Annotated in this window: 15 protein-coding genes; 5 read left to right on the forward strand and 10 right to left on the reverse strand. The window is 68.6% G+C overall.

What is annotated here, in order from left to right; translation table 11 throughout:
• The first annotated feature begins 152 nt into the window (after window positions 1–152).
• Window positions 153–1,421, forward strand: coding sequence for an MFS transporter (locus OG811_RS23100; RefSeq protein WP_406068603.1), 1,269 nt, complete (start codon window positions 153–155; stop codon window positions 1,419–1,421).
• 216 nt (window positions 1,422–1,637) lie between these two features.
• Here the strand turns inward: OG811_RS23100 and OG811_RS23105 are convergent, their stop codons facing one another.
• Window positions 1,638–2,441 (reverse strand): hypothetical protein, encoded by an 804-nt coding sequence (locus OG811_RS23105; RefSeq protein ID WP_406068605.1) that lies wholly within the window; start codon window positions 2,439–2,441, stop codon window positions 1,638–1,640.
• 376 nt (window positions 2,442–2,817) lie between these two features.
• Here OG811_RS23105 and OG811_RS23110 point away from each other — a divergent pair, with 376 nt between their 5' ends.
• The 3 genes from OG811_RS23110 to OG811_RS23120 all read left to right on the forward strand — a co-directional run bounded on the left by OG811_RS23110 (window position 2,818) and on the right by OG811_RS23120 (window position 5,896).
• The gene (locus tag OG811_RS23110; protein ID WP_406068607.1) at window positions 2,818–4,191 is read left to right on the forward strand and encodes an FAD-dependent oxidoreductase; all 1,374 of its coding nucleotides are present in this window, start codon (window positions 2,818–2,820) and stop codon (window positions 4,189–4,191) included.
• Between the two features lie 15 nt (window positions 4,192–4,206).
• Window positions 4,207–5,367, forward strand: coding sequence for an epoxide hydrolase family protein (locus OG811_RS23115; RefSeq protein WP_406068609.1), 1,161 nt, complete (start codon window positions 4,207–4,209; stop codon window positions 5,365–5,367).
• A 103-nt stretch (window positions 5,368–5,470) separates the two neighbouring features.
• Window positions 5,471–5,896 (forward strand): SgcJ/EcaC family oxidoreductase, encoded by a 426-nt coding sequence (locus tag OG811_RS23120; RefSeq protein WP_406068610.1) that lies wholly within the window; start codon window positions 5,471–5,473, stop codon window positions 5,894–5,896.
• A gap of 738 nt (window positions 5,897–6,634) precedes the next feature.
• Here the strand turns inward: OG811_RS23120 and dpgB are convergent.
• The 7 genes from dpgB to OG811_RS23155 form a co-directional block, all read right to left on the reverse strand.
• Window positions 6,635–7,354, reverse strand: coding sequence for an enoyl-CoA-hydratase DpgB (gene dpgB / locus OG811_RS23125; RefSeq protein WP_406068612.1), 720 nt, complete (start codon window positions 7,352–7,354; stop codon window positions 6,635–6,637).
• A complete protein-coding gene (dpgA, locus tag OG811_RS23130) occupies window positions 7,348–8,538 on the reverse strand; it encodes a 3,5-dihydroxyphenylacetyl-CoA synthase DpgA (RefSeq protein ID WP_406068613.1) in 1,191 nt (396 codons plus the stop codon). Before dpgA ends, dpgB begins: the two co-directional genes overlap by 7 nt.
• A gap of 487 nt (window positions 8,539–9,025) precedes the next feature.
• Entirely contained in the window at window positions 9,026–9,532 is a 507-nt protein-coding gene (locus OG811_RS23135; protein ID WP_406068614.1) for a pyridoxamine 5'-phosphate oxidase family protein, read from the reverse strand.
• Between the two features lie 225 nt (window positions 9,533–9,757).
• A complete protein-coding gene (locus OG811_RS23140; protein WP_406068616.1) occupies window positions 9,758–10,963 on the reverse strand; it encodes a serine hydrolase domain-containing protein in 1,206 nt (401 codons plus the stop codon).
• A 449-nt stretch (window positions 10,964–11,412) separates the two neighbouring features.
• Window positions 11,413–12,417, reverse strand: a complete 1,005-nt coding sequence (locus OG811_RS23145; RefSeq protein WP_406068617.1) for an LLM class F420-dependent oxidoreductase — start codon at window positions 12,415–12,417, stop codon at window positions 11,413–11,415.
• A gap of 99 nt (window positions 12,418–12,516) precedes the next feature.
• Window positions 12,517–13,872, reverse strand: a complete 1,356-nt coding sequence (locus OG811_RS23150; RefSeq protein ID WP_406068618.1) for a condensation domain-containing protein — start codon at window positions 13,870–13,872, stop codon at window positions 12,517–12,519.
• Window positions 13,869–14,249, reverse strand: coding sequence for a phosphopantetheine-binding protein (locus OG811_RS23155; protein ID WP_406068619.1), 381 nt, complete (start codon window positions 14,247–14,249; stop codon window positions 13,869–13,871). Before OG811_RS23155 ends, OG811_RS23150 begins: the two co-directional genes overlap by 4 nt.
• A gap of 51 nt (window positions 14,250–14,300) precedes the next feature.
• Here OG811_RS23155 and OG811_RS23160 point away from each other — a divergent pair, with 51 nt between their 5' ends.
• Window positions 14,301–16,127, forward strand: coding sequence for a condensation domain-containing protein (locus tag OG811_RS23160; protein ID WP_406068621.1), 1,827 nt, complete (start codon window positions 14,301–14,303; stop codon window positions 16,125–16,127).
• Window positions 16,128–16,670: 543 nt separating this feature from the next.
• On the opposite strand, the gene OG811_RS23165 is transcribed toward OG811_RS23160, so the two are convergent.
• On the reverse strand, window positions 16,671–17,906 hold the full coding sequence (locus OG811_RS23165) for an acyl-CoA dehydrogenase family protein (RefSeq protein ID WP_406068623.1): 1,236 nt from the start codon (window positions 17,904–17,906) through the stop codon (window positions 16,671–16,673).
• Window positions 17,907–18,140: 234 nt separating this feature from the next.
• Window positions 18,141–21,692 carry a non-ribosomal peptide synthetase gene (locus OG811_RS23170; protein ID WP_406068625.1) on the reverse strand — a complete coding sequence of 1,184 codons (3,552 nt, stop codon included), beginning with the start codon at window positions 21,690–21,692 and terminating at the stop codon, window positions 18,141–18,143.
• Between the last annotated feature and the right edge of the window lie 99 nt (window positions 21,693–21,791).

Genomic DNA, 21,791 nt, shown 5'->3' on the forward strand with positions numbered 1-21,791 from the left:
CGGCCGTCGCGGGCGCCCGGCCAGCCGTTCCGCGTTCGTCTGCGGGTCGCGTGCCCACGCCCTCGTACGGCCAGGCAATCCCGAAGATGTCACCGGGAGGCCGGATCCGAGATCGTGCTGCCAGCGACCGACACAGAGATCGGAGGCGGAGCATGCCGCGATGGAACCCAGTTCGCGTTGTCAGCTCCTTATTCCCCAGTGAGCCGGGCCCCAAGCGCCTCTACGTGCTGGCCACGCTCATCAACACATTCGGAAGTGGGCTGCTGATTGGAAGCCTGCCGTTGTATTTCACCCGCGTCGTGGACCTGTCCGCCGCGCGGGTCGGGCTGGGTCTCACCATCGCGGCCACGGTCGCACTGGCGATGGCTCTCCCGCTCGGTGAACTGGCCGACAGGCGCGGCCCGGTCCAGGTGATCAGGGCACTGCTGCTGGTGGAGGCTGCAGCGATGCTGGGCATCCTCTTCATCGGTGACTTCATCAGCTTCCTCGTCGCCGCCTCGGTGCACCTGGTGGCGTCGAACGCGCTCGGGACCGTCGAGGGAGCGCTGTTGCGACGGGTGGCCGGCGAGGACGCGCCCGCGTTCCGATCCTCGATCTACGCGGTCACGAACCTGGGCCTGTCGGTCGGCTTGATACCCTCCGGCATCGCGATTCAGCTCGGCACCCCGACCGCGTATCGCACGCTCATCGTCATCAACCTGCTCAGCTTCCTGGTCACCTGGGTGGTTCTGAGCAAACTGCCGCGGTACAAGCCACTCCCGAAGCCGGCCACCGGCCCACGCTGGATCGCGATACGGGACAAGCCGTACGTCACGTTCGCGCTTCTGAAAGCGGCGATCCACCCGCAGTTCTACGTTCTCACGCTGCTGCTCCCGCTGTGGGTCGTCGACAAGACGAACGCTCCGCGTTGGACAATTCCGGTGTCCCTGGCGATCAACACCGTCATGATCATTTTGCTCCAGGTCCGCCTCGGCGGTCAGGTGCAGACGATTCGGCAGGGCGGGCTCGCGTGGCGGCGTGCCGGGTTGGCCTTCCTCCTCAGCTGTTGCGTGCTGGCCTTCGCGGCCGGGCTGCCCGGCTGGGCTGCGCTGGTCGTGGTGGTGGGGGCCGTCGCACTGCACACGTACGGCGAGATCATGCACACGGCCGGCATCTTCTCCATCGCCCTGAACCTGCCGCCGGCTCACGCTCAGGCACAGTACGACGGTTTCAGCGGGATCTTCGCCGGCACCGGTAACGCGGCGGCTCCGGCGCTGCTCCTCGGGGTGGTCCTGAGCCTCGGCGTGCCCGGGCTGATCGGACTCGGCGTGTTCTTCCTCCTGCCGAGCCTGCTGATGCCGGCCGTGACGCGCTGGGGTGAGCGCACCAGGCCGCAGGTAAAGGAAGCCCTCGACCTGCAGGCTGTCGATGCGGTGAAGTGATCCGGGCACGCCCTGGCCGGTGCTACCCACAGCCTCGGCCAGGGCACGGATCTGAGCAGGGCCGGCTGGGCCGAATCGGTCCGGCCGGCCCTGCCGTCGCCGCGCCGGCGTCACGGCACAGGCGCGAGAGGTGCCCCTGGTCTCGTTAGGGATCCGCCGGCGATTTTCCGCGCTCGCCCCGGCTCTGCTCATGGCCGGTCGATCGTCCGGGGTCGTTCACGCCCTCCGGAGATCCGGCACGATGGTCGCGGCGACGATCTCGGCCAGCTCGGGCGTGACCGTGCCGACCGGTTGCGCCGGCATCTCCCGCACCAGATAGGCATCCGCGTCCCGGCCCGGCACGGCGACGGTCGAGGGGGAGTCGGACAGCACCGTCACCGTCGGTCGTCCGGCGGCGAGCCCGATCTGGCTGTCGTTGCGACCGGCCAGCAGGAAGGCCAGCCACGCGCGGTACCACACGATCAGGTCCGAGAAAGCCCCCGCCGAGCCGCTGAGCCCCGTGCTGGCCGCCAGAGCACTCACCTTGTCGAGAAGGATCTGCTCCATCCTCGACATGTCGAGGTCAGGGTCCGCGGTCAGCTCCGGGGGAGTGTGGGTGGCGGGGCCGAACTTGCTGAGAAACTCGGTGAATTTCAGCGTCACATCCTCGCCGACCGGCCACATCGGGTTCACCAGGACGGCGGTGACCGAGCGGGTGGATGCCAGCAGGCCCGCGACACGCAGGGCCAGCGGCGAGGCACTGCAGTGCCCGATGACGTGTACGTGGCCGTGGTCCGCGCCAGAGCCGAGGAATTCGTCCACGCAGGCCGCGGCCAGCTCCGGCAACGGAACGTACCTGCGGTCCTCGGACAGCACGCCGATGGGATCGATCTGAAAGACCGCGCGGTCCGGAATCCGTTTGCTGAGCATCTCGCTCATGCGCGGGGACATGGACATCGCCTGGAAGTCGGCTACCAGGATCGGATCGGTGTCGCCACCGCTCAACCGCCGGAGAATCCGCTCGTCGCCCGAATGCGTCATGCCGCTCCCTCAAGCACTCGCGCCGCCGATGCGGCCGGCGGCCCTGCCGCCCGAGGGCTGACCACCACCCGGGAGCGGTACCGCCAGGTCATCGTCGGCTCATGATCGACCCGACTGGCCGTCGTCGACGACCATCCTTCGCCGACCAGCGTCCGGATCCTTGTCCGGCGGTGCTCAATCAGGAGCCCTCGCGGGGCGGTGTCCGGCCCCGGTTCCGTAGCACAGCGGAAGGTGCCCGGCCCATCGTCATCCTCGATTCTGACTCTGGCTCTGCCGCGGCCATGAGGCGAAGGAGAAACCTTCGCCGGCCCGACGCAGCGGCTGCCGGTACGCGAGGGCGCACGCTTCTGGGCCCACAGGGGAGGAAGAGATCTCGATGCCTGATCAGCTCGGTAACCGGGCGGTGGTACTTGGCGGGAGCCTGGCTGGCCTCCTCGCCGCCGATGTACTCGCCGACGTCTACGCGGAAGTACTCGTGGTGGATCGCGACGAACTGGCCGGGGTGGAAGGCCCTCGGCGCGGCGTGCCGCACGGCCGCCACGCTCACGGTCTGGTCGGCCGCGGCCAGCAGATTTTCGAAGAGCGGTTCCCCGGCCTCATGCAGGAACTGGAAACCGCCGGTGTCCGACCGGGTGACTTCAGCGGCGACATTCGCTGGTATTTCAACGGCATGCAACTTCGCCCGGCGCAGACGGGCCTGCTCTCGGTGCCGTGCACTCGGCCCGTCATCGAGCGGTTCGTGCGCGGCAGGGTGGAGAAGGTCCCCAATGTTCGGTTCATCGAGCAGTACGACATCGTCGGACTGGAGACGACCCCCGACGCCGGTCGGGTCACCGGGGTGCGCATCCAGACCCGCGACGGGAGTGCAGGCCCCGAGGTACTGAATGCCGACCTGGTCATCGACACCACCGGCCGGGGTTCACGGACACCGGCCTGGCTGGAGGAGCTCGGCTACTCCCGGCCGTCCGAAGACCGGGTGAAGGTCGATCTGGCCTACACCACGCGGCACTACCGGGTACCTCGCGATCCGTTCGGCAGCGACATCGCCATCATCGCGGCGGCGACGCCCTCGCATCCGCGCGGTGCCTTCTACTATCGGCTCCCCGGGGACGACGGCCGCGTCGAGCTGTCCCTCACCGGCGTACTCGGCGACCACCCGCCCACCGACCCGGACGGCTTCCTCGAGTTCGTCCGGTCCCTGCCCGTCCCGGAGATCTACGAGTCGATCCGCGAGGCTGAGCCGATCGACGACCCGGTGATGTTCCGCTTCCCGGCGAGCGTCCGCCGTCGCTACGAGCGGCTGACCCGGTTCCCGGAAGGCCTGCTGGTCATGGGGGACGCGGTGTGCAGCTTCAACCCGGTGTACGCACAGGGCATGGCTGTCGCCGCCATCGAGTCACAGGTCCTGGCCGATCAGCTCCGGAAGGCTCACGTGCCACCGGCGCGTGACTTCTTCCAGGCGATCTCCCGCGAGATCGACTCACCCTGGGATTTCGCGGCGACCGCGGACCTCGGCTACCGGGGCGTCGAGGGCCGCCGGACGGCGAAGGTCCGCATGATCAACGGCTACGTCGCTCGGCTCCAGCGGGCAGCGGTGCACGACGACAGCCTGACCAACGCCTTCATGAGGGTCGCTGGCCTCGTCGACGAGCCGACGGCTCTCCTCCGTCCCGGCAGGGTTCTTCGGACGTTGCGGCAGTCCGGTCGTCGGACGCCGGCTCCTGCGCCGCTCGCAGTGGTCCGTGACTAATTCTGGAGGTGCAGCATGCGTTCATTCCGTATCGAGATTCCGCAGTCCCAGCTCGACGACCTGAAGCAGCGGATCGCCAACACCCGCTGGCCGGACGAGATGCCCGGGGTCGGGTGGGACCGAGGAGTACCGCTGGGGTACCTCAAGGAACTGGCCGACTACTGGCAGAGCGGTTACGACTGGCGGGCAGCCGAGGCACGCCTGAACGAGTTCCCGCAGTTCATCACCGAGATCGACGGCACGAACGTGCACTTCATGCACATCAGGTCGCCCGAACCCGACGCGCTGCCGCTCATCATGACGCACGGCTGGCCGGGCACCGTGGCGGAGTTCCTGGAGGTCATCGAGCCGATGACCAATCCCGTCAAGCACGGCGGTGACGCGGCCGACGCGTTCCACCTGGTCATCCCGTCGATTCCTGGGTACGCGTTCTCCGGCCCGACCGGTCAGGTCGGCTGGGACACCGGCCGGGTTGCCAGGGCCTGGAAGGAACTGATGGGCCGCCTGGGCTACGACCGGTACGCGGTTCAGGGCGGCGACTGGGGAACGCCGATCTCGCTGCGGCTCGGCCTGGCCGACCCCGAGCACGTCGCGGGCATCCACCTCAACATGTGCGTGGCGTTCCCGCCGCCCGATCCGGCGGCGATGGCCGGTCTGGACCAGGCCGACCTGGCCCGGCTGGAGTTCACCGGCCGGTTCATGCAGGACGGAACGGGGTGGCAGCGGATCCAGTCCACCCGTCCGCAGACGCTGTCCTACGCACTGACCGACTCACCGGTGGGGCAGCTCGCCTGGATCGCCGAGAAGTACAAGGAATGGACCGACTCGGCGAAGGTGCCCGAGGACGCGGTGAGCCGCGACCACATCCTCACCGCGGTTTCGATCTATTGGCTGACGGCGACGGCCGGGTCCAGCGCCCAGCTGTACTACGAGTCCAGCCACCTGGATGCCGACTTCGTCCGGACCTGGGCCGGGCCGTGGCCGCTGGCGATGCCGGTGGGGGTCGCGTCCTTCCCAAGGGACGCGGTGCGGCCGGTACGCCGATTCGCCGAACAGATCATGCCGACCCTCACCCACTGGTCGGAGTTCGACCGCGGTGGGCATTTCGCGGCGCTGGAGCAGCCACAGCTTCTCGTCGACGACATCCGCACGTTCGCCCGCTCCCTCTCGCGCTGACTGCGCCACGCCTCAGCCCTGAGCCAAGGCACCCGGCGGGCGTCCGCACCAACCGACAGTGAAGGCACAGCGTCCTATCCGGCACCACGAAAGCGAGACAACCATGTCGACGAACTCCTCCCCGGCAGCCGCACCGACCGATCCCAACGCCGACCAGGCCGAGATCGCCGCCGTACCCGCGCGGATGGTCGCGGCCTGGGCCGCACACGACGCCGACGCTTTCGCCGACCTGTTCACCGAGGACGGAACGCTGATCCTTCCCGGGGTGTACAAGAAGAGCCGCGACGAGATCCGGGAGTTCATGGCGAGCCAGTACGCCGGGCCCTACCAGGGCACGCGCGTCACCGGCACGCCCATAGGCCTCAAGCCGCTCGCGGCAGGTGCCGTGGCGCTGCTGACCACGGGCGGCGTCATCGCGCCGGGGGAGACCGAACTGGCGGACCGGGACGCGATCCGGGCGTCCTGGATCCTGGTCAAGCGCGACGGCCGGTGGCAGTTGGCGGTCTACCAGAACTGTCCGCGCGACTGAGCTCATTGACCGACCGACGGGCGACCGGTGCTCACCAGAGCGCCGGTCGCCCGTCGCGTGATCGGGTGGCTGTCACCGGGCCGGTCGGACTGGGGTCGGTTGGCCAGCCCTGCGGCCACCGTGCTCGGGATCCAAGGCGATTCCGCCCGTCGTGGACACCGCCGGCGAACTGCCGTTCAGCTGGGGCCGTCCCGGCCTGCCGTTCAGCGGATCCGTCAGCACGCCCTGCCGCGTCCGACTCGACGCCCGCTGGCCGTGGCTCGTACCGCCTGGTGGTGGCGCCGGCCGACTCGCTGGTCTCCCGATGGTCGGGGCGGCCTTCGCTACGGCGGGGCAACCCCGTTGCCGGAAGGCTGATGCGGGACGCGGTCGTGCCGGAGATGCGGCTTCACCTGCTGACGGCCTACCGACACGTCGACCGGTGGTCCTGGCGCGGGTCCGGGTCGCGGCGATGTCGAGCGGGATCCCGGCGTCCGTCGCGTTGCTGAGGCAGGCCGCGGGTGCGCACGTCGAGCAGGCCGGCACCCGGCCACCTGCGAACTGGATGGTTCAGCGGCACCGGATCGGGTGACTGTGAGACGGCTACGCAGTACGGGAGCGGTGACCGCTCGCGGTACTCGCTCTCGCGGGGATCCCCACCTCGGTGGCGCAATGGTGGGGGAGCTGTGGGCCGTGGCTGCCGGCGAGCCACGGCCCCGATCACCCGGATTCCCGGGGCGAACGCGGGGTGGGGATCCGCTAGGGCGTTCCGGTGTCGGCCGACCGCCGCAGGGCTCTGTCGCAGGCCGCGAGGTGGCGACCGAGGGCATCCTCGAAACTGGTGGTCGTGGCATCGAACATCAGTTGTCGGCGGATGGCCATTTCTTTGCCGGAGAGACCGGTCACCATCTCGGCCGCGGCGGTCAGGGCCGTGGCCGGGTCGTCGGTCAACTCGTCGACGAGGCCTAGGTCGACGCTCTCGTGGGCATCCAGGTGAGCACCGAACAGGATCGCCCGGCGCAGCCGGGAACCGCCGGACTGCTGTGCGAGTCGGAAGACCGCCATGCCCGGCCAGGTGGCCTCACCGTCGACGAGCAACGACAGCCGGACGTCGGGTGTGGCGATGCGATAGTCCGTCGCCAGCAGGACGTCCAGGGCGAGGCCCCCGCAGTCGCCGGAGGCCACCGCGACGGTGGTGACGTTGAGACGCTCGAGCCGGCGCAGTGCCCGCTCCCACTTGCTGACCAGCAACACGTCCAAGCCGTGGGTCCAGTCCTTGCCGGGCGTACCGGTGACCTGGACCGGAAGCATCGTGGTGGGCTCGTCCGACTCGGCCGCCGCGCAGGCGGCCTCCACCGCGGCGACGGCCTCCATTGTCAGGGGTTTCGAGCCGTCGATGCAAAGCGCGACGTCACCTCGCGCGCCGTCAGCGGCGTAATGCTCGCCTCGGCCTCTCCGGACGGTCTCGGCGCTCACCACTGGATCAGCGCCGTCTCGATCGTGGAACCAGGACCCATGGTCATCAGTACTCCATAATCGCCCGGGGCGGTTACTAGCTCCTGCTGGAGACGTTCGTACGAGAAAATGAACGAGCCGCTTGACACGTTGCCGTAGTCACGGAGGACACCGGTGGTGTGCCGGACCTCGTGACGGTTCAGTCCCAGATTGACCGTCACCGCGTCGATGACCTTCTTGCCGCCGGCGTGCACGAGCCAGTGCGCGATATCGCTGCGAAGCAGGCCGGTGTTCGCCAGCAGACGATCCGCGACGATTTCCGCGTGCGCGCCGACGACATACGGGATCTGTGGATCGAGGAAGAAGCTGAACCGATTCTGGACGCTGTCCCAGTCGTAGCGCATGGCGTCGACGGCGTCGGGGATGATGCAACTGGCGAACTTGAGGATGCGCGGACGACCAGGGGTGCCCAGGGAGTCGCCGGCGGGGCGGCCGACCACGGCCAACGCGGCGGCGCCGTCGCCGAACAGACTGTTCACGACCGCGGTGCGCATGGTCGAGTCCAGGACATAGGCAGCCGAACAAGCCTCGGTGCACAAGACCACGGCCAGTTCGCCCGGGTTGGCCACGGACCAGCTCGACACCACGTTCAGGGCATTGAGCCCCGCGTTGCATCCCATCCCCACGATGTCGGTCCGGCTGCAGTGCCGGTCGATGCCCAGCTCACGGATGAGGAGGGCACTGAGACCCGGCGTGAGAAATCCGGTGGATGTCACGCAGCACAGGTGGCGAATGTCGGAGATCGTCGCACCAGCGTCGTCCAGGCACGCCTGCAGGGCGCGCATCCCCATGTCCACGGCCAGCCTCTTGTGCCGATCGAGGAGGTCCGCCTGTGTCTCCAAAGAACGAGTGCCGTCAGGTGCCGGGAGCGGTAGCTCGAGGAACCGCCGACGGATCGCGCTGTTGAGGAAGACGGAGCGGATCTTCGGGTCGGAGATCGCGAAGGTGTCCAACAGGTCCTGCTGGGAGAAGGACGAGGCGGACGAGGCCGTGCCCACCCCGACAATCGTGGATTCGTAGGGTGTGGGTGGGAGAATGGGAAACTCTGCCGCCAGTGCCCGATCGTATGGCCTCTGGGTGTTGGCGATGTCAACGGTCACGCGCAGATCTTCCTTCCGCATCTCAGCCACCTTGGCGTGCTTGGCCAAAGCAGCATTGTGCTCGTTCTACGACAATGCGGCCCGAGCCGTGGACGCGGCATCTTGGAGATTGCCGGGCGTCGGCTGAAGATCCCCGACACCGGGGCCAACGTCGGAGTCAGGCCAGCTGAGGCGTCACCGGAAAGGGTTGAAGGCGCGCAACAGCAATCCGAGTCTGCGGAATTCGGGAAGATGATCCTCGTGGCGGCCGGGGCAGGTTTGCCGAGCCCGCAGAACCCTACGCAGCGGACGACATCGCGGAGCAGCGCAACCCTCTCGTCGAGGAGCGGTTACCCGCAGTGCGGGTGAATGGCGCTGGGCTCGGCCACAGACTTCTGCCGGTGCCTCGGGACTCCACCAGTGGCTCGGTGTGCCCGGGGGCGCCGGCAGATCGGCCTGACCGACAGCGGCCGCGGTCCTGGGCGCTCAGGTCGGTGCTGCCGGAGTGGGAAGGAGCCGGACGATGCCTCTGCCCGGTCGCGTCGACGTCGCCGGATCAGAGGCGATAGTTGGTCTGGCTGAACGGGTCGCCCTTGGAGTGGCTGAACGCCCTGTTGGGTGTGACTTCGAAGGCCACGACCTCGCTGTCGGGCAGCTCGGAGACTATGGCGCCGTCCTTGATGTCGAGCTGCCAGCGGCCGTCCCAGCGGTCGCGGTAGAGCTCGGCGAGCTTGCGCAGCAGTGCGTCGTCGGTGACCGGCACGGCCGTCCCCTCGACGGCCACGTCGAGGCCCTGCTGCCAGGCGGTGTCGCCGGCGAGCACGAGCACCTGCGGATTGGCCTGGATGTTGGCGTACTTCACCTCTTTGCTGCCGGTGTGGAAGTAGACCTTCCCGTCATGGAACACCGGCACCATCGGCGTCGCGTGCGGACGGCCGTCCGGCCGCACGGTCACCACCCAGGCGAGCTCCGTCGCTGCCAACCTCGCCTCGGCGTCGGCCCACGGGACCACTCGGCCCTCGTCGTCGCTGTAGCGCCGGTCGATGCGTTCGCTCGGCTTCATCAGCCCTCCGAAACTGATCGCATAATCGAAAGTGGTTGGGAGACGCTAACACGATCGATCGGGAAGTACCGATCAACCACCACCCCGCCGAGCGGCTGTGTCGGCTGGTCGCCAACGGGCTGCCGTGGCGGTCGGATGACCCGGCCGGGGCGGACGGGAGCTGCGGGCCCGGTTCGCGGGAGCCGGTCACGCCCCACTCTCCAGGTCTTCTCGCCGATCACCGACTCAGTCGTCGATCGCCTGATAGATGGTGGTCCAGACGTCGCTCCACAGCGGCAGCTTCTGATTACCCATGTGCGCCCGCTGCATGACGACGACCGTCGCCATGTCCTCGGCGGGGTCGTTGTACCAGGCGGTGCCGTAGAAGCCGGGCCATCCGTAGCTGCCGACCGAGGGACCGAGGTGCGTGCGCCGGGTGACGACCGACATCCCGAAACCCCAGCCGAAATTGTCGAAATATCCCGGCTCGAATCCAGAGACGACCTTCTGCGCGGGGCTCAGATGGTCGGTTGCCATCAGGGTCACCGACGACCGGGAGAGAAACCGCCGGCCGTGATGGGTGCCGCCGGCGAGTAGGGCCGAAGCGAAGGCGAGGTAGTCGTCGGCGGTCGAGACGAGCCCACCACCACCGCCCTCGAAGGCCACCGGCCCGCTGAACCGTCCGTCCGGAGGGTCCTCGACGACCGCCTCGCCGGCCGGGCCGTCGTCACGGGCGTACGCCGTCGCGAGCCGGCCGAGACGTGCGGTGTCCACACTGAAACCGGTGTCCCTCATCCCGAGCGGATCACAGACCCTCTCGCGCAGAGCCTGCCCGAGAGGCTTGCCGGTGGCCCGGGCGATGAGCGCACCTGTCGCGTCCGCGGCGGTGTCGTACATCCAGCGCTCACCCGGCTGGTGAACCAGAGGCAGCGCGCCCAGGCCGCGCACCCACCCGTCCAGGTCTGGCCTGCCGATCGAGTCCAGCGCCTCGGCGATCGGAACCGTGCCCGGTTTGGCGATGACCGTACCGGTGCCCAGGGTGAAGGTCAGCAGATCCCGCAGCGTTACGGGGCGTTTCGCCGCAACGGTGTCCTGCAGCGACCCACCGGGATCGGTGAGCACTCTCATTTCCGCCAGCTCCGGCAGCAGGTCGTCCACCGGGTCGTCCAGACGCAGCGTGCACTCCTCGACCAGCGTCATCGCACACGCTGCGACGATCGGCTTCGTCATCGACCCCATCCGAACGATGGTGTCTCCGGCCATCGGGATCCCCGCGCCCGCACCCTGGAAAGCGAGGGTCCCCGTGGCTTCGACACGCACCTCACCGTGGCGGGCAAGGGCTACCAGGACGCCCGGAACGAAGCCGGAGCCAACGAGACGCTCGAGCAGGTCCCGTACCCGGACCAGCCGCTTCGCCGAAAACCCGCCAGCCGACACGCGCCGCCCCCTCACCCCACTCAATCGAAGACCCAGCTCGCCCGTCCGACCGCACGATCCACCTGCGATGGCGAGGCCACAGCAGCTATGGATGATAGCCGCTGTGGCGGAAGTCTTCGGTTGTCAGCATGCCGATCAGCGAGAGGGCCGCGGCCACGTGCCACACGGCGTCAGGGCGGCAGGGCCGCCGACGACCAGGCCTACGGCGGCAGCAGCCCTCGCCTGACGTCGGCCGTGCCCGACGGACGCCGGCGCGTTCGGCGCGAAGCGCGCGACCGGTCGTCCTCAGGCCGTTGAACGGGCATCCTGAGGGCTGTTCGCGGTTGACCGCGATGACCTGCCGATTCAAGCGCGTGCGCCGTGGGTGCTCGGGTGGGCGAGGTTACTCAGGCGATGCCATCGCCGTAGGTCAGGCGCGTGCCCGGCGTCAGCCTGAATAACCTCACCCACGTTCCACCCACGAGTCAGCGGGTCAGTTCCGGTATCACCTTGTCGGCGAACAGATCCATGCTCCTCCGGTCGTAGGCCGCGTCGATGAACCTGCCGATCACGTACCCGACGCCGATCTGACCGGCCTTGGTCAGCTGTTCCACGATCTGTTCCGGCGTGCCGATCAGGCCCTCCGTCCAATAACGAAGAAGCGGCTCCAGTTGCGCGGCCGGCAGCAGCGGCTCGTAGTGGGCGCGCACCCAGGCCAACCTGTCGGCAACCTCCTTCTCGGTCTCACCGATGGTCACGTTGAGGAGGACCGAGCGGACGATCGCGTCGAAGTCGGTGCCCACATCCTTGCAGTGCGCGGCCAGGACCTGGGACTTGTGCTCGAACCCGTCCAGTGAGGCCCCGAAGTTCGTGTACTGCGCGTACTTTGCCGCGGTCCGCAGGGTCTTCTTCTCGCCGGCACCACCGATCCACAACGGGATCCCGCCCTCCTGCAAGGGCAGCGGCCGGCTGATCGCACCGTCGATCTGGTAGTGCTTCCCCATCAGGGTGGCCGTGCCGGTCTTCCACATCTGCCGCATGATCTGGGCGCCCTCGTCGAGCATGTCCAGTCGGTCGGCGAGGCTGGGGAAGCCGTAGCCGTAACTGCGCCACTCGTGCTCGTACCAACCGGCGCCGATGCCGACATCCAGCCGGCCGCCGGACATGACGTCGATGCAGGCCGCCACCTTGGCCAGGTAGGCCGGGTTGCGGTAGCCCATGCACGTGCAGAGCTGCCCCAGCCGCACCCGCGACGTGCAGGCGGCGAACGCCGCCATCATCGACCATGCCTCGAACGTCGACTCGTCGGACGGCGGGTCGGTGATGAAGTGGTCGAACACCCAGATCGACTCGAACGGCCCGGCGTCGGCTGCCTGGGCAAGATCACGCAGCACGTTCCACTGCTCGGTCGTCGGTATGCCCGCGAGCTCGAAATCACCCCCCTGTGGGACGAACATGCCGAACCGCATGCTGTGCGGATTACTGGTCACGAAGCACGTCCTCTCCTGGCATCGTGCCGGTTCGCCCTGCACGAAGCTGTCGTTGTCATGAGCGAGGAAGACACGGCCGAGGTGTCCCCCGGCCGGAGGTCAGAGCAGACCCGCCGAAGCGCCAGGGGACGAGCTGAAGAGGCGCGCTATCTCGCCGAACTCCGCGGCCATGGAGACGATGGTGTCCTCGCGGAAGAGGTTTCGCTTGTAGGCGACGGAGCCGATGGCATCGCCCGACGGATCCTTGTTTATGTCCCACAGCGCGCCGTCCGGCACCGCGGACGCCAGCTCCTGCGATTTCAGCAGTCGGGTGATCTGCACGAATCTCAGGTCACCCGGCGCGTCGACGATGGGGTTCAGGGGGACGCTCTGGAGCACCATCGCGGTCGCGTTGTCGGTCATCACCGGGCCCATCAGTTGGGGCGCTTCGGTGAAGATCTGAATAGACGGGATGTCGTGCGCGAAGGCCTCGAGACACGTGCGGCGGGTCCGCTTGAGCACGTCCTCGTACGTCTTGCAGCCGGTGAGGTCCGTTCGCAGCGGGATGAAGTTGTAGAGCGAACCGACAGTCTCGTCGAAGAGCCCTCCGCCGCGGCCCGGAGTGAACGTCGCCATCACCACGTCCGTGACGCCGGTCAGCCGATGCAGGAGCAGCTGGTAGACCGCGGCGATGGCCATGAAGCGCGTGGCTCGGTTCGACCTGGCCATGCGGTCGATGGCCGACACCACGTCGCCCGGAATCAGAAAGCGATGCCGGGCGGTCGACTCCGCAAGGCCCAACGAGCGCGGCAGGTCGGTCGGGATCGCCGTGAAGAGGGCGCCGTCCAGTTGGCGCTGCCAGTATTCGCGGGCTGCGGCCGATTCGGCCGCCGTACGTTCCCAGACGCTGTACTCGCGGTACTGCGGGGACGCTGGTAGGTCCGGAACGCTGTGGCCGTTCCGGGCGGCGTAGCGATTGGCCAGGTCCCGGATGATCACCGTCAGGGACTGTCCGTCGACGCTGATGTGATGTGCCATCAGGATCAGGACCGCATCGCGCTCATCGAACCTGGCCAGCGTGGCACGCAGGAACGGGGCCTCGTACGCGCTTATCGTCTCCGTCTCGATCTCGTGGATCAGCGCCTCGGCCAGCTCCGCGCGGGACGCCTCGGGAGCGGCCGGGAAGTCACGGACATCCAGCCGGACCGGGCTGGGCGGCAGAATCTCCTGGTACCGGTCGTCGGGCGGCCCGGCGATGCGCGTCCGGAGTGCCTCGTGCCGGGTCACGACGTCGAGCAGCGCGTCGCGCAGGACGTCGCTGTCGACGGGACCACCGGTGATGCGCCAACCGGAAACGGCGTGGTTGCGGCAACCGAACGGGCCGTCGTCGCCGCCCCCGTCGAAGAGGCTGTTGAACTCCTGATTCAGTGACAACGGGACGGTCACGGCCTGACCTTCGGCGTCGGTTGTCGTCACGCCTGCCTCCTGCTGGTCGCAATCTGCTGCTGAGTGAGGGCTCGATCCGGATCGGCCCCGAGGTGCTGGTCCAACTCGGCGACGGTGGGAAAGTCGAACAACTCGTCGATCGTCAGCTCCAAACCGAGGGCGTTGTTGATGAGGTTGATCAGCCGGACCCCGTTCAGTGACTGGCCGCCGAGGTCGAAGAAGCTGTCGTCCAATCCCACCCTCGTCACCCCGAGGGCCTCCGCGAACAGCGAACAGAGCGTCTCCTGCCGGGGCGTACCGGGCGCCCGGTAGGCCGACGGGTTGGCGAATACTGGTTCGGGCAACTCCGCGCACGGTGCCTGAGCGGCTTGCGTGGCGAGCTGTTCCCGGGCGGAGCTGGAATCCATACCTTTCCCCATTCGTGAGCCCGGAGCTGAAGGTGCTTTGCGGAACCCAACGTGGCAGTCGGTTCGACCGGGTGCACCTCAGGGATTGCCCTCGCCTCGGTCAGCGACCGCACGGTGCAGGCCGCTGGGCAACAAGAGAGGTGCGAGGCCGCAGAAGGTGGAGCGATCCTCAGCCTCTGGGCAACCGTGGTTGCCGGCCCTTCCTATCCCCTCCGAGGAGTGGAAATGACGCAGCAAGAAGCCCTGGAAACCTCCGACACCGCTCCGTGGTCGGGTGTTGTCGGGGACGAGCGCCCGCAAGGCGAGACGGAGGTTATGGTTGAGCGCCTCTTCGCCGAGATGCTCAATGTCCCCGGCCTGCCGCGCACGGCTTCCGTCTTCGATCTCGGACTCGACTCGGTGTGGGTGACAGTCGCCTGTGCCCGGCTGGAGCAGATGACCGGGGTACGTGTCAGGTTCACCCAGGTCTTCCGGACTCCCACCGTAGCCCAGCTCGCAGCGTGGATCGACTCCGCTCGCGGCTCGGTGAGCAACGAGCAGGACGTCCCCGCCGGGCCTTCCGGGGCCGGAGGCGACGAACTCGTGGCCATCTCGCCGATTCAGGCGGAATCTGTTCCGCAGAAGATCGTGGTCGAGATTGCCTGGTGGTTCGACGGCGAGATCGATGCGGCGGCTCTGGAGAGTGCCGCGACCGATGTCCATCGCCGTCACCAGGCGCTGCACGCCCGGTACCTCGGCGAGCCGGATCTCGGCCTGGCGGAAGTGCCGGCCGATCCGGGACGGGTGGAGTTTCACCGGTTGGCCGAGGAGGCCAGTGACAAGGCTGCGACCGAAGCGCTCAGGCGGGCGATGCGGACGCCGCTCAGGGTCGACGAGGGGAAGGTCTGGCGGTGCGTGCTCGTACGCAACGGGCAGACCGGGCGCACCCTGTTCGGGGTGGCCGTGGACCACTCGGGGTTCGATGGTCGTTCGTGGGACATCCTGACCGGAGAGCTGCCGGTTGCCTACGCGGCGCGGGTGGCCGGGAGGGCGCCGCAGTGGCCGGGCCGAACCGCCTCGCTGGCCGAGATGGCCTGCGACTTCCGGCACCAGCTCGCGTCGTCGGACATCGAGGCGCAGCGCCAATACTGGCGCGACGAGCTCCGTGAACTACCGGCCTGCCAGTTTCCCAGCCATCGCGACGGGGCGGTGACGGTGCCCCTCATGCATGACGGCTCGCGGTACTCAGCCGCAGGTCCGGCCGTCCTGCGCAGCTTCCGGGTACCGGAGTCGGACCTGCGGTCCTGGAACGACTACGCCCGGGCCAACGGCATGCCGCCATCCGTGGGTATCGCGGCGGTGTACGTGGAGTCCCTCGTCCGGGCGGGTGCGTCGCCAGATTTCGCGGTGATGGTCCCGATCGCGAACAATTCCGGTGAGGTGATCGACAGGACCATCACCAACCGGGTCGGCACGATTCTGCTGCGCCCGAATGCCCCGTCCCGGTCAGGCTCGCACCTCCTCGCGCGAGTCCGCGGGTCGTATCAGCAGGCGATGGCTGCCCGCGACGCTCTCGTCGCCCCGAAGGATCTGGCAGACGCGCTCAGCGGATCCGAGGGAGTGATCCCGCTCGACCGGATGGTCGCTCTGAACTACAACTCGACACCCAGCCTCAGCCTCGGTGGCGTTGACGGGGCACTCGTGACCGAGGGCACCGCGTTTGCCACGAAGAGCTTCTTCGTCGTGATGCTCATGGTGACGCCGACTCCGGAGGGGCTTCACATCGGCTTCCAGGTGCGGACCGACAAGCACGACGCCAGCCTTGTCGACGACATCCAGCAACACTTCCTCGACATCATCCGCGACGGGCCCGAGCGACTTGAACGAAGGACGTCGTGACCGGGGCTGACAATCGTGGCTGTCACAGCGGGGGCGGCCGGAGATCCTGATCAGTTGCCTGCGGTTGAAACCGACCGCGTCCGACTCTGACCTCGATGGACAGCACCGCCAGGCGCTGGGAGTTTCCCGCCGGGCGGTGCTGGCCCATTCCCGCGCTCCGCCGGAGCGGCCGCCAGGGCGGCTTGTGGGCCGTTCGAAGATCGTGCGAGGGCTGTCTGCCAGCGCGTGGACCGCCGTCGGCTCGACCTGCCGACGGCGTCGTGGATGCGACCGGCCCGACGGTTTCGCCGCCGGCGTCCCCGACCACGTCGGGTTCGCCGCGAAGCCGGGTTCGCCCGGCGGCCGTCGACCCCTGCATGCCGTGGCCCGCACCCGACCGCTCCCACCAGCGGACACCGCGAGGTTGTTCGGGCGCGCCCCAACTGCGGCGGTGGCACGCTCGAACAACCCTCCACGCGCTGAACGGGGATCGTCCGTGCTGGGCGGAGGACGACCCGTTCGCCCGGCGTCACCGGTGCGGACGGGCGAAGCGGCAGTGGGGTGTCAGCTCGCCAGGCTCTTGGCGAGCTCGCGCAGGGCGACGGTGGGCAACAGGATCGAGAGCCCGGCGTGGGTGTGCAGCGTGGACATGTCCCGCCACACCCGCTCCAGGCGCTCACCCTGCCGCAGCGCACTCGAGCCCGCCGTGGGGATGATGTACTTCGACATCGCTTCCCAACACAGGTTGGCGGCGTGCCGGCAAACGGCCGAGAGGCGCAGGTCCGACTCCCTGGTCGCCGCGGCCGGACCCTGGGCCGCCGTGCGATGCCACTGCTGGATCGCGCTCAGCAGGGCGCCCTCGGCGGTGCCGATCATCCCGACGGCTTCGCTGTACCACATCTGGTAGTCCGGGTCCTGATAGCGGGGCACCACCGGCGGCACCAGGGTCGTCCGGTCGCGGAGCAGGTCCTCGTACGTGTCCAGCGCTCCCCGCGCCATGCCTACCGCCATGGAGCAGTTGAGGAGGCTGATGAAGGCATGCTGCGTGCCGCCGTACTCCGGGTTGCCGTGCAGGGTCCGGCCCGGCGTGCCCGACGTCGCGTCGTGGTCGACGATCCGCACGCCAGGTTGCGCCAGGTGGTCGGGGATGTGGCTGTTCTTCATCGTGATGCTGTGCGAGCCGCTGCCCCGCAGGCCCATGAGTTGTCCCCAGTCGTCCAGTCGCACCCACTGGTCCTGCGGCGCGACGAAGAGCAGCGTCTCCGGGGGGTGCCCATTGTCCGCGGGCATCAACGCGTGTGCCATGAAGTGGGTTCCGTATGGCGCTCCGGAGCAGTACGACCAGGTGCCGTTGACCGTCCATCCGCCGCCGGCAGCGGGGACGGCTGATCCGCTGGGGACCGCGGTGCTGGGGCAGATGAAGTCGCCGCCGCCGAAGAGCTCCGCCTGCGCCCGCTCGTCGAACAACGTCGCGGCCATGAGCGCGTGCGAGGCCCCGAGGCTGTACATCCAGCCGGTCGAGGCGCATCCCCGTACCAGGGTCATGGCGACGCGCAGGAAGGTCTCCACGCCGAATTCGTATCCGCCGTAACGACGGGGCACCAGAATTCGGTAGAAGCCGTTTCGGGCGAAGCGTTCGTGGATGTCCTCGGCGTAGAAACCGCGTTCCTCCGCCTCACCTTGGCGTTTCACGAGTTCGGGCACCATCGCCTCGGCCCTCGCTATCACCTGATCCGGCGTGAGCCCCGGTTCGGGCGGAGTCGGGAGGTCGTGTTCGGCGGCTTTCATGTTCGCTGTCATTGACCATCCATCTCTGGTTTACCGACGATCGCCGCTGCCGGATGTAATGGTGCGGAGTTCCTCGTACGGGGCGAAGGGAGTCTTCCGCCATCCGTTCGAAACGCGGACGACTGGTCGCCTCCACGACTCCACCGTCGTCCCTCCGTGCCGCTGTCGACCACTTCGCGGTTGCCGGATCCCGGCCGATTGTCGTGGTCGCGACGCCGCTGCCGGAGGTTGCGTCAGCGGTGCCGATCAACCCATTCCGGTGACCACGGATGCCAGCATCGTCCAGTCCGTCGGCGGATCCGGCTCCACCGCCAACAGCACGAGGTCGGTGTCCTCTGCCGCCGCCCGCCAGGAGCGGAGCAGCGCGTGGTCGCGGCTCACCACCCACTGCGGCGCATGCCCCGGCGGGTGCGGTCCGCTCGGCGCGGATGGTTCGACCGCGAGCACCTTCGGCCCGACGCCGATCCGCTCGTGGACGGTGTGGGCGATGTCGGCCGCCACTGTCACCAGGTCACCGCGCGCTGCCAGCACGGCCGCGCCCGGAGCATCAATCGTCGCCAGCCGTGCCGGCACGTCCTGCGGGCACCGCCCGTCGGCGATGTCGAGGATCGACACCTTGAACCAGCGCTCGAAATCCGCCACGGCCTGCGCCGGCCAGGCCTCGTCACCCTGCAGGAGCACCAGCGCGGACCGGTCCGCACGACCAGACCAGCGCAGCGGCGGTACGCCAGCGGCGAGCCGGAGCTGCCGGATTCGCTGTGCCAAATCGGCGGCGGTGGCCGCGGCGACGATGTCGTCCAGACGAAGCTGGACGCCCAACTCGCGCCGTACGTGGGCACGAAGCTTCCAGGCGAGTCGCAGATCTCCCGCGAGCTGACCAGGGTCGTCGCCGCGGCCGGCGCTGCCCCCGGAAACGGATCGCCACGCCTCGGACATCCAGCGTGCTTCCGGATCGCTCTCGGCAACGGTGCGTCGCGGTGGCTTGATACGGGCCAGTGCCGCCCGATCGATCTTGCCGGTCGCGGTCAGTGGCATCGTGCCGAGCAGGACGTACGAGGACGGCACCATGTACGCCGGCAATGCCTGGCGGGCATGCGCAGCGACCCGGCTCACCAGGTCCTGGACGGCACGTGGCTGCCGTGGCTGGAGAAACGCCACGATGCTCCTGCTGTCGCGGTCGTGGCCGGCCACCACGGTCGCGGCGAACGCGATGTCCGGATGCCCGCTGAGGACGCTCTCGATCTCGTCCGGTTCGATGCGATGCCCGCGTATCTTGACCTGACGGTCGTTGCGTCCTCGCAGTTCCAGTCGGCCGTCGGCGCGCCACCGGGCGAGGTCACCGGTGCGGTAGAGCCGGCCGCCTTCGCTCGTCGGATCGGGCACGAAGCGCTCGGCGGTCTGCGCCGGGGCGCCGATGTAACCCCGCGCCACGCCGACACCGCCGAGATAGAGCTCACCGACCACACCAGGCGGCACGGGCGAACCTGCGGCATCGAGGATGTGCAGCCACACACCGGGCAGCGGACGACCGACCGGCACGATCGACGTCTGCGGGTCGCGCGGCAGCCGTTCGCACACCGCGTACATCGAGGCCTCCGTGGGCCCGTAGGTGTGCCAGAACTCCTTCGTGCAGCTGACCAACCGGCTGGCCAGCTCCGGCGAGACGACGTCGCCACCGCACGACACGATCAACTCCGGGTCACCCGGCCAACCCGTCGCGAACAGGATGCGCCAGGTCATCGGCGTGGCCTGCATGACGTCGGGCCGATGCCGTGCCAGGACAGCCTGCAACTCCGCTCCGTTGCGTGCCTGGGCGCTGGTCGCCAGAATCGTCCGTCCGCCGCTGGTCAGGGCCAGGAACGTCTCCAGCATCGCGATGTCGAAGGAGATCGTGGTCACCGCGAGCAGCGACTGGGCCGGCTGGAAGTCGAGCAGCTGCCGGGTGGCGACCAGGCAGTTGGCCAGGCCGCGATGGGTCACCGCGACGCCCTTCGGACGTCCGGTGGATCCGGAGGTGTACAGCACGTAGGCCAGTGAATCCGGGTGCGGCGGTCGGCCGGGTGGTGCCGGGTCGGCCGCCAGCAGGTCGGACAGCGACACCACCGGTACGCCGAGCGCTGTCACCCGTTCGATCGGCAGGGCACCATCGGTGATCACCCCGCCGCATCCGCTGTCGCCGACGATGTAGGACAGGCGCTCGGTGGGATGGTCCGGATCCATGGGTACGGCGGCCAGACCGGCTCGGGCAACTCCGAGCAGGATCGCCGGCAGCTCCACACGACGGGCGACGAGGATGCCGATCGGTGATTCGGGCGGGAGTCGAAGCGTGCCCAACGCGGCTGCTATCCGGGTCGCCGCGGCGTCCAGCTCCGAGTAGGTGTGCACGACGTCGGCCATCACCACCGCCGGCCGGTCGGGCGTCCGCCGGATCCAACGACCGACCAGCTCGACAAGCGTGTCCTCACCGCTCGCGCCCGAGGTAGGGGCCTCCCAATTGGCCAGCCGCGTCCGGTCGGTCGGGTGGATCACATCGAGCTCGCCGATCGGCCTGGCCGGGCACTGTACGAGGCCATGCAGCAGGGTCGAGTAGCTGCGCCCCATCCGATCGAGGGTCTGCTCGTCGAACAGCCCGACCGCGCCTCGCCACTCGCCGACAATGCCGTCGTCACCGACGGCAACGGCAACTTCGAGTTCGTACGGTGAGTGCGCCACCGGCAGGTCGATGTCCCGTGCCACCATTCCGGCCCAGGTGATGGGCGGTTCGGCTCCGGTGTCGCACCGGAAGCCGACCTGGACTTCGAGCCCGTCGCTCTGTTCCGGTCGCAGCGCCCGCGAGAGCACCGCATTCAGCACGTCGGGGTGGTCGACCGGCTGCGTCGCCATGGTGTGCTCGGCCTGGACCGTGTCGACGACCGAGGTGTGCGGGTCGAGAGCGTGTCGCAAGATCTGGATGTCTTCGGCTGCGACAGCAACGTCGCCGATGCGGGTGGGTTTGGGTGAGCCGAGCAGGATGTCCCGCTCGCCGGTCTCCCGGAAGAGAAGGATGCGTAGGGCACTCCGCAGGACTGTGGCCACGGAGACGCCCACGCGGTCGGCAAACGCCCGCAGGAGGGCGGTGTGACTCTCCTCCAGCCACCAGGCCGTCGTGATCGACCGGCCATGACCGCGCCCGCGGCCACGGCTGACGGGCCACGTGATCGGCCTGTGTGCCAGCACGGCACGAGAGACGCCGTCGAGCGTGGCGACACTCCCGACGACGCGGTCCGGGCCGCCCTGCTCCAGGGCAGGCATGTCGTTCGACGGCCAGGGCGGGCCGGCGAGTGCGAACGGATACCGCTCACCCAGCTCGTCGAGCAGCCGCGCTGCCACGGACCGGCCGCCCACCGCGGCGTGGATGGTCAGCACCACCAGCGTCCTGTCGCCCTCCACCGGATACACGCCAACCCTGATCGCAGGTCGGTCGTCCAGGTCGAAATGACGGCTCGCGTCGACGGCGGCAACCCTGAGCGCGGCGCCCAACGATCGTGGAGCACCGGCGATGAACTCCACCGGCCATCGATCGCTCGAAACCAGCAGCGGTTCTCCGTCGACGTCACGGAAGTGGCATCGCAACACGGCGTGTCGACGCTGGAGATCTGCGCATGCGGCGGCCACGGCGGCAAGGACCACGTCACCCGCTACCAGGACCGCCCGGCAGCGTTGCAGGCCGCCGGCCCAGAAGGCCGTCTGCTCGGCAAGATACAACGCGAGTTGGTTGGCGGTCGGCCGCCGCTCGGATGACGAGACGTCGCTGCTCATTGCTCCTCCTTCGCCTGGGCGCCGGTCGTCGCCGCCACCGGCTGTCGTCGCCAGCCTCGGCGCCTGTGTCGTGATCGACGCGGCAACCGAGCGACCGGA

Source organism: Micromonospora sp. NBC_01638 (genome assembly GCF_045209745.1).
In the GTDB taxonomy this organism is placed as follows: Bacteria; Actinomycetota; Actinomycetes; order Mycobacteriales; family Micromonosporaceae; genus Micromonospora.

Excerpts from the sequence above, each read along its gene's own strand:
- OG811_RS23100 (WP_406068603.1), top strand. The coding sequence starts at position 153 with ATGCCGCGATGGAACCCAGTTCGCGTTGTCAGCTCCTTATTCCCCAGT.
- OG811_RS23105 (WP_406068605.1), bottom strand. The coding sequence starts at position 2,441 with ATGACGCATTCGGGCGACGAGCGGATTCTCCGGCGGTTGAGCGGTGGC.
- OG811_RS23110 (WP_406068607.1), top strand. The coding sequence starts at position 2,818 with ATGCCTGATCAGCTCGGTAACCGGGCGGTGGTACTTGGCGGGAGCCTG.
- OG811_RS23115 (WP_406068609.1), top strand. The coding sequence starts at position 4,207 with ATGCGTTCATTCCGTATCGAGATTCCGCAGTCCCAGCTCGACGACCTG.
- OG811_RS23120 (WP_406068610.1), top strand. The coding sequence starts at position 5,471 with ATGTCGACGAACTCCTCCCCGGCAGCCGCACCGACCGATCCCAACGCC.
- OG811_RS23135 (WP_406068614.1), bottom strand. The coding sequence starts at position 9,532 with ATGAAGCCGAGCGAACGCATCGACCGGCGCTACAGCGACGACGAGGGC.
- OG811_RS23155 (WP_406068619.1), bottom strand. The coding sequence starts at position 14,249 with ATGGATTCCAGCTCCGCCCGGGAACAGCTCGCCACGCAAGCCGCTCAG.
- OG811_RS23165 (WP_406068623.1), bottom strand. The coding sequence starts at position 17,906 with ATGACAGCGAACATGAAAGCCGCCGAACACGACCTCCCGACTCCGCCC.
- OG811_RS23170 (WP_406068625.1), bottom strand. The coding sequence starts at position 21,692 with ATGAGCAGCGACGTCTCGTCATCCGAGCGGCGGCCGACCGCCAACCAA.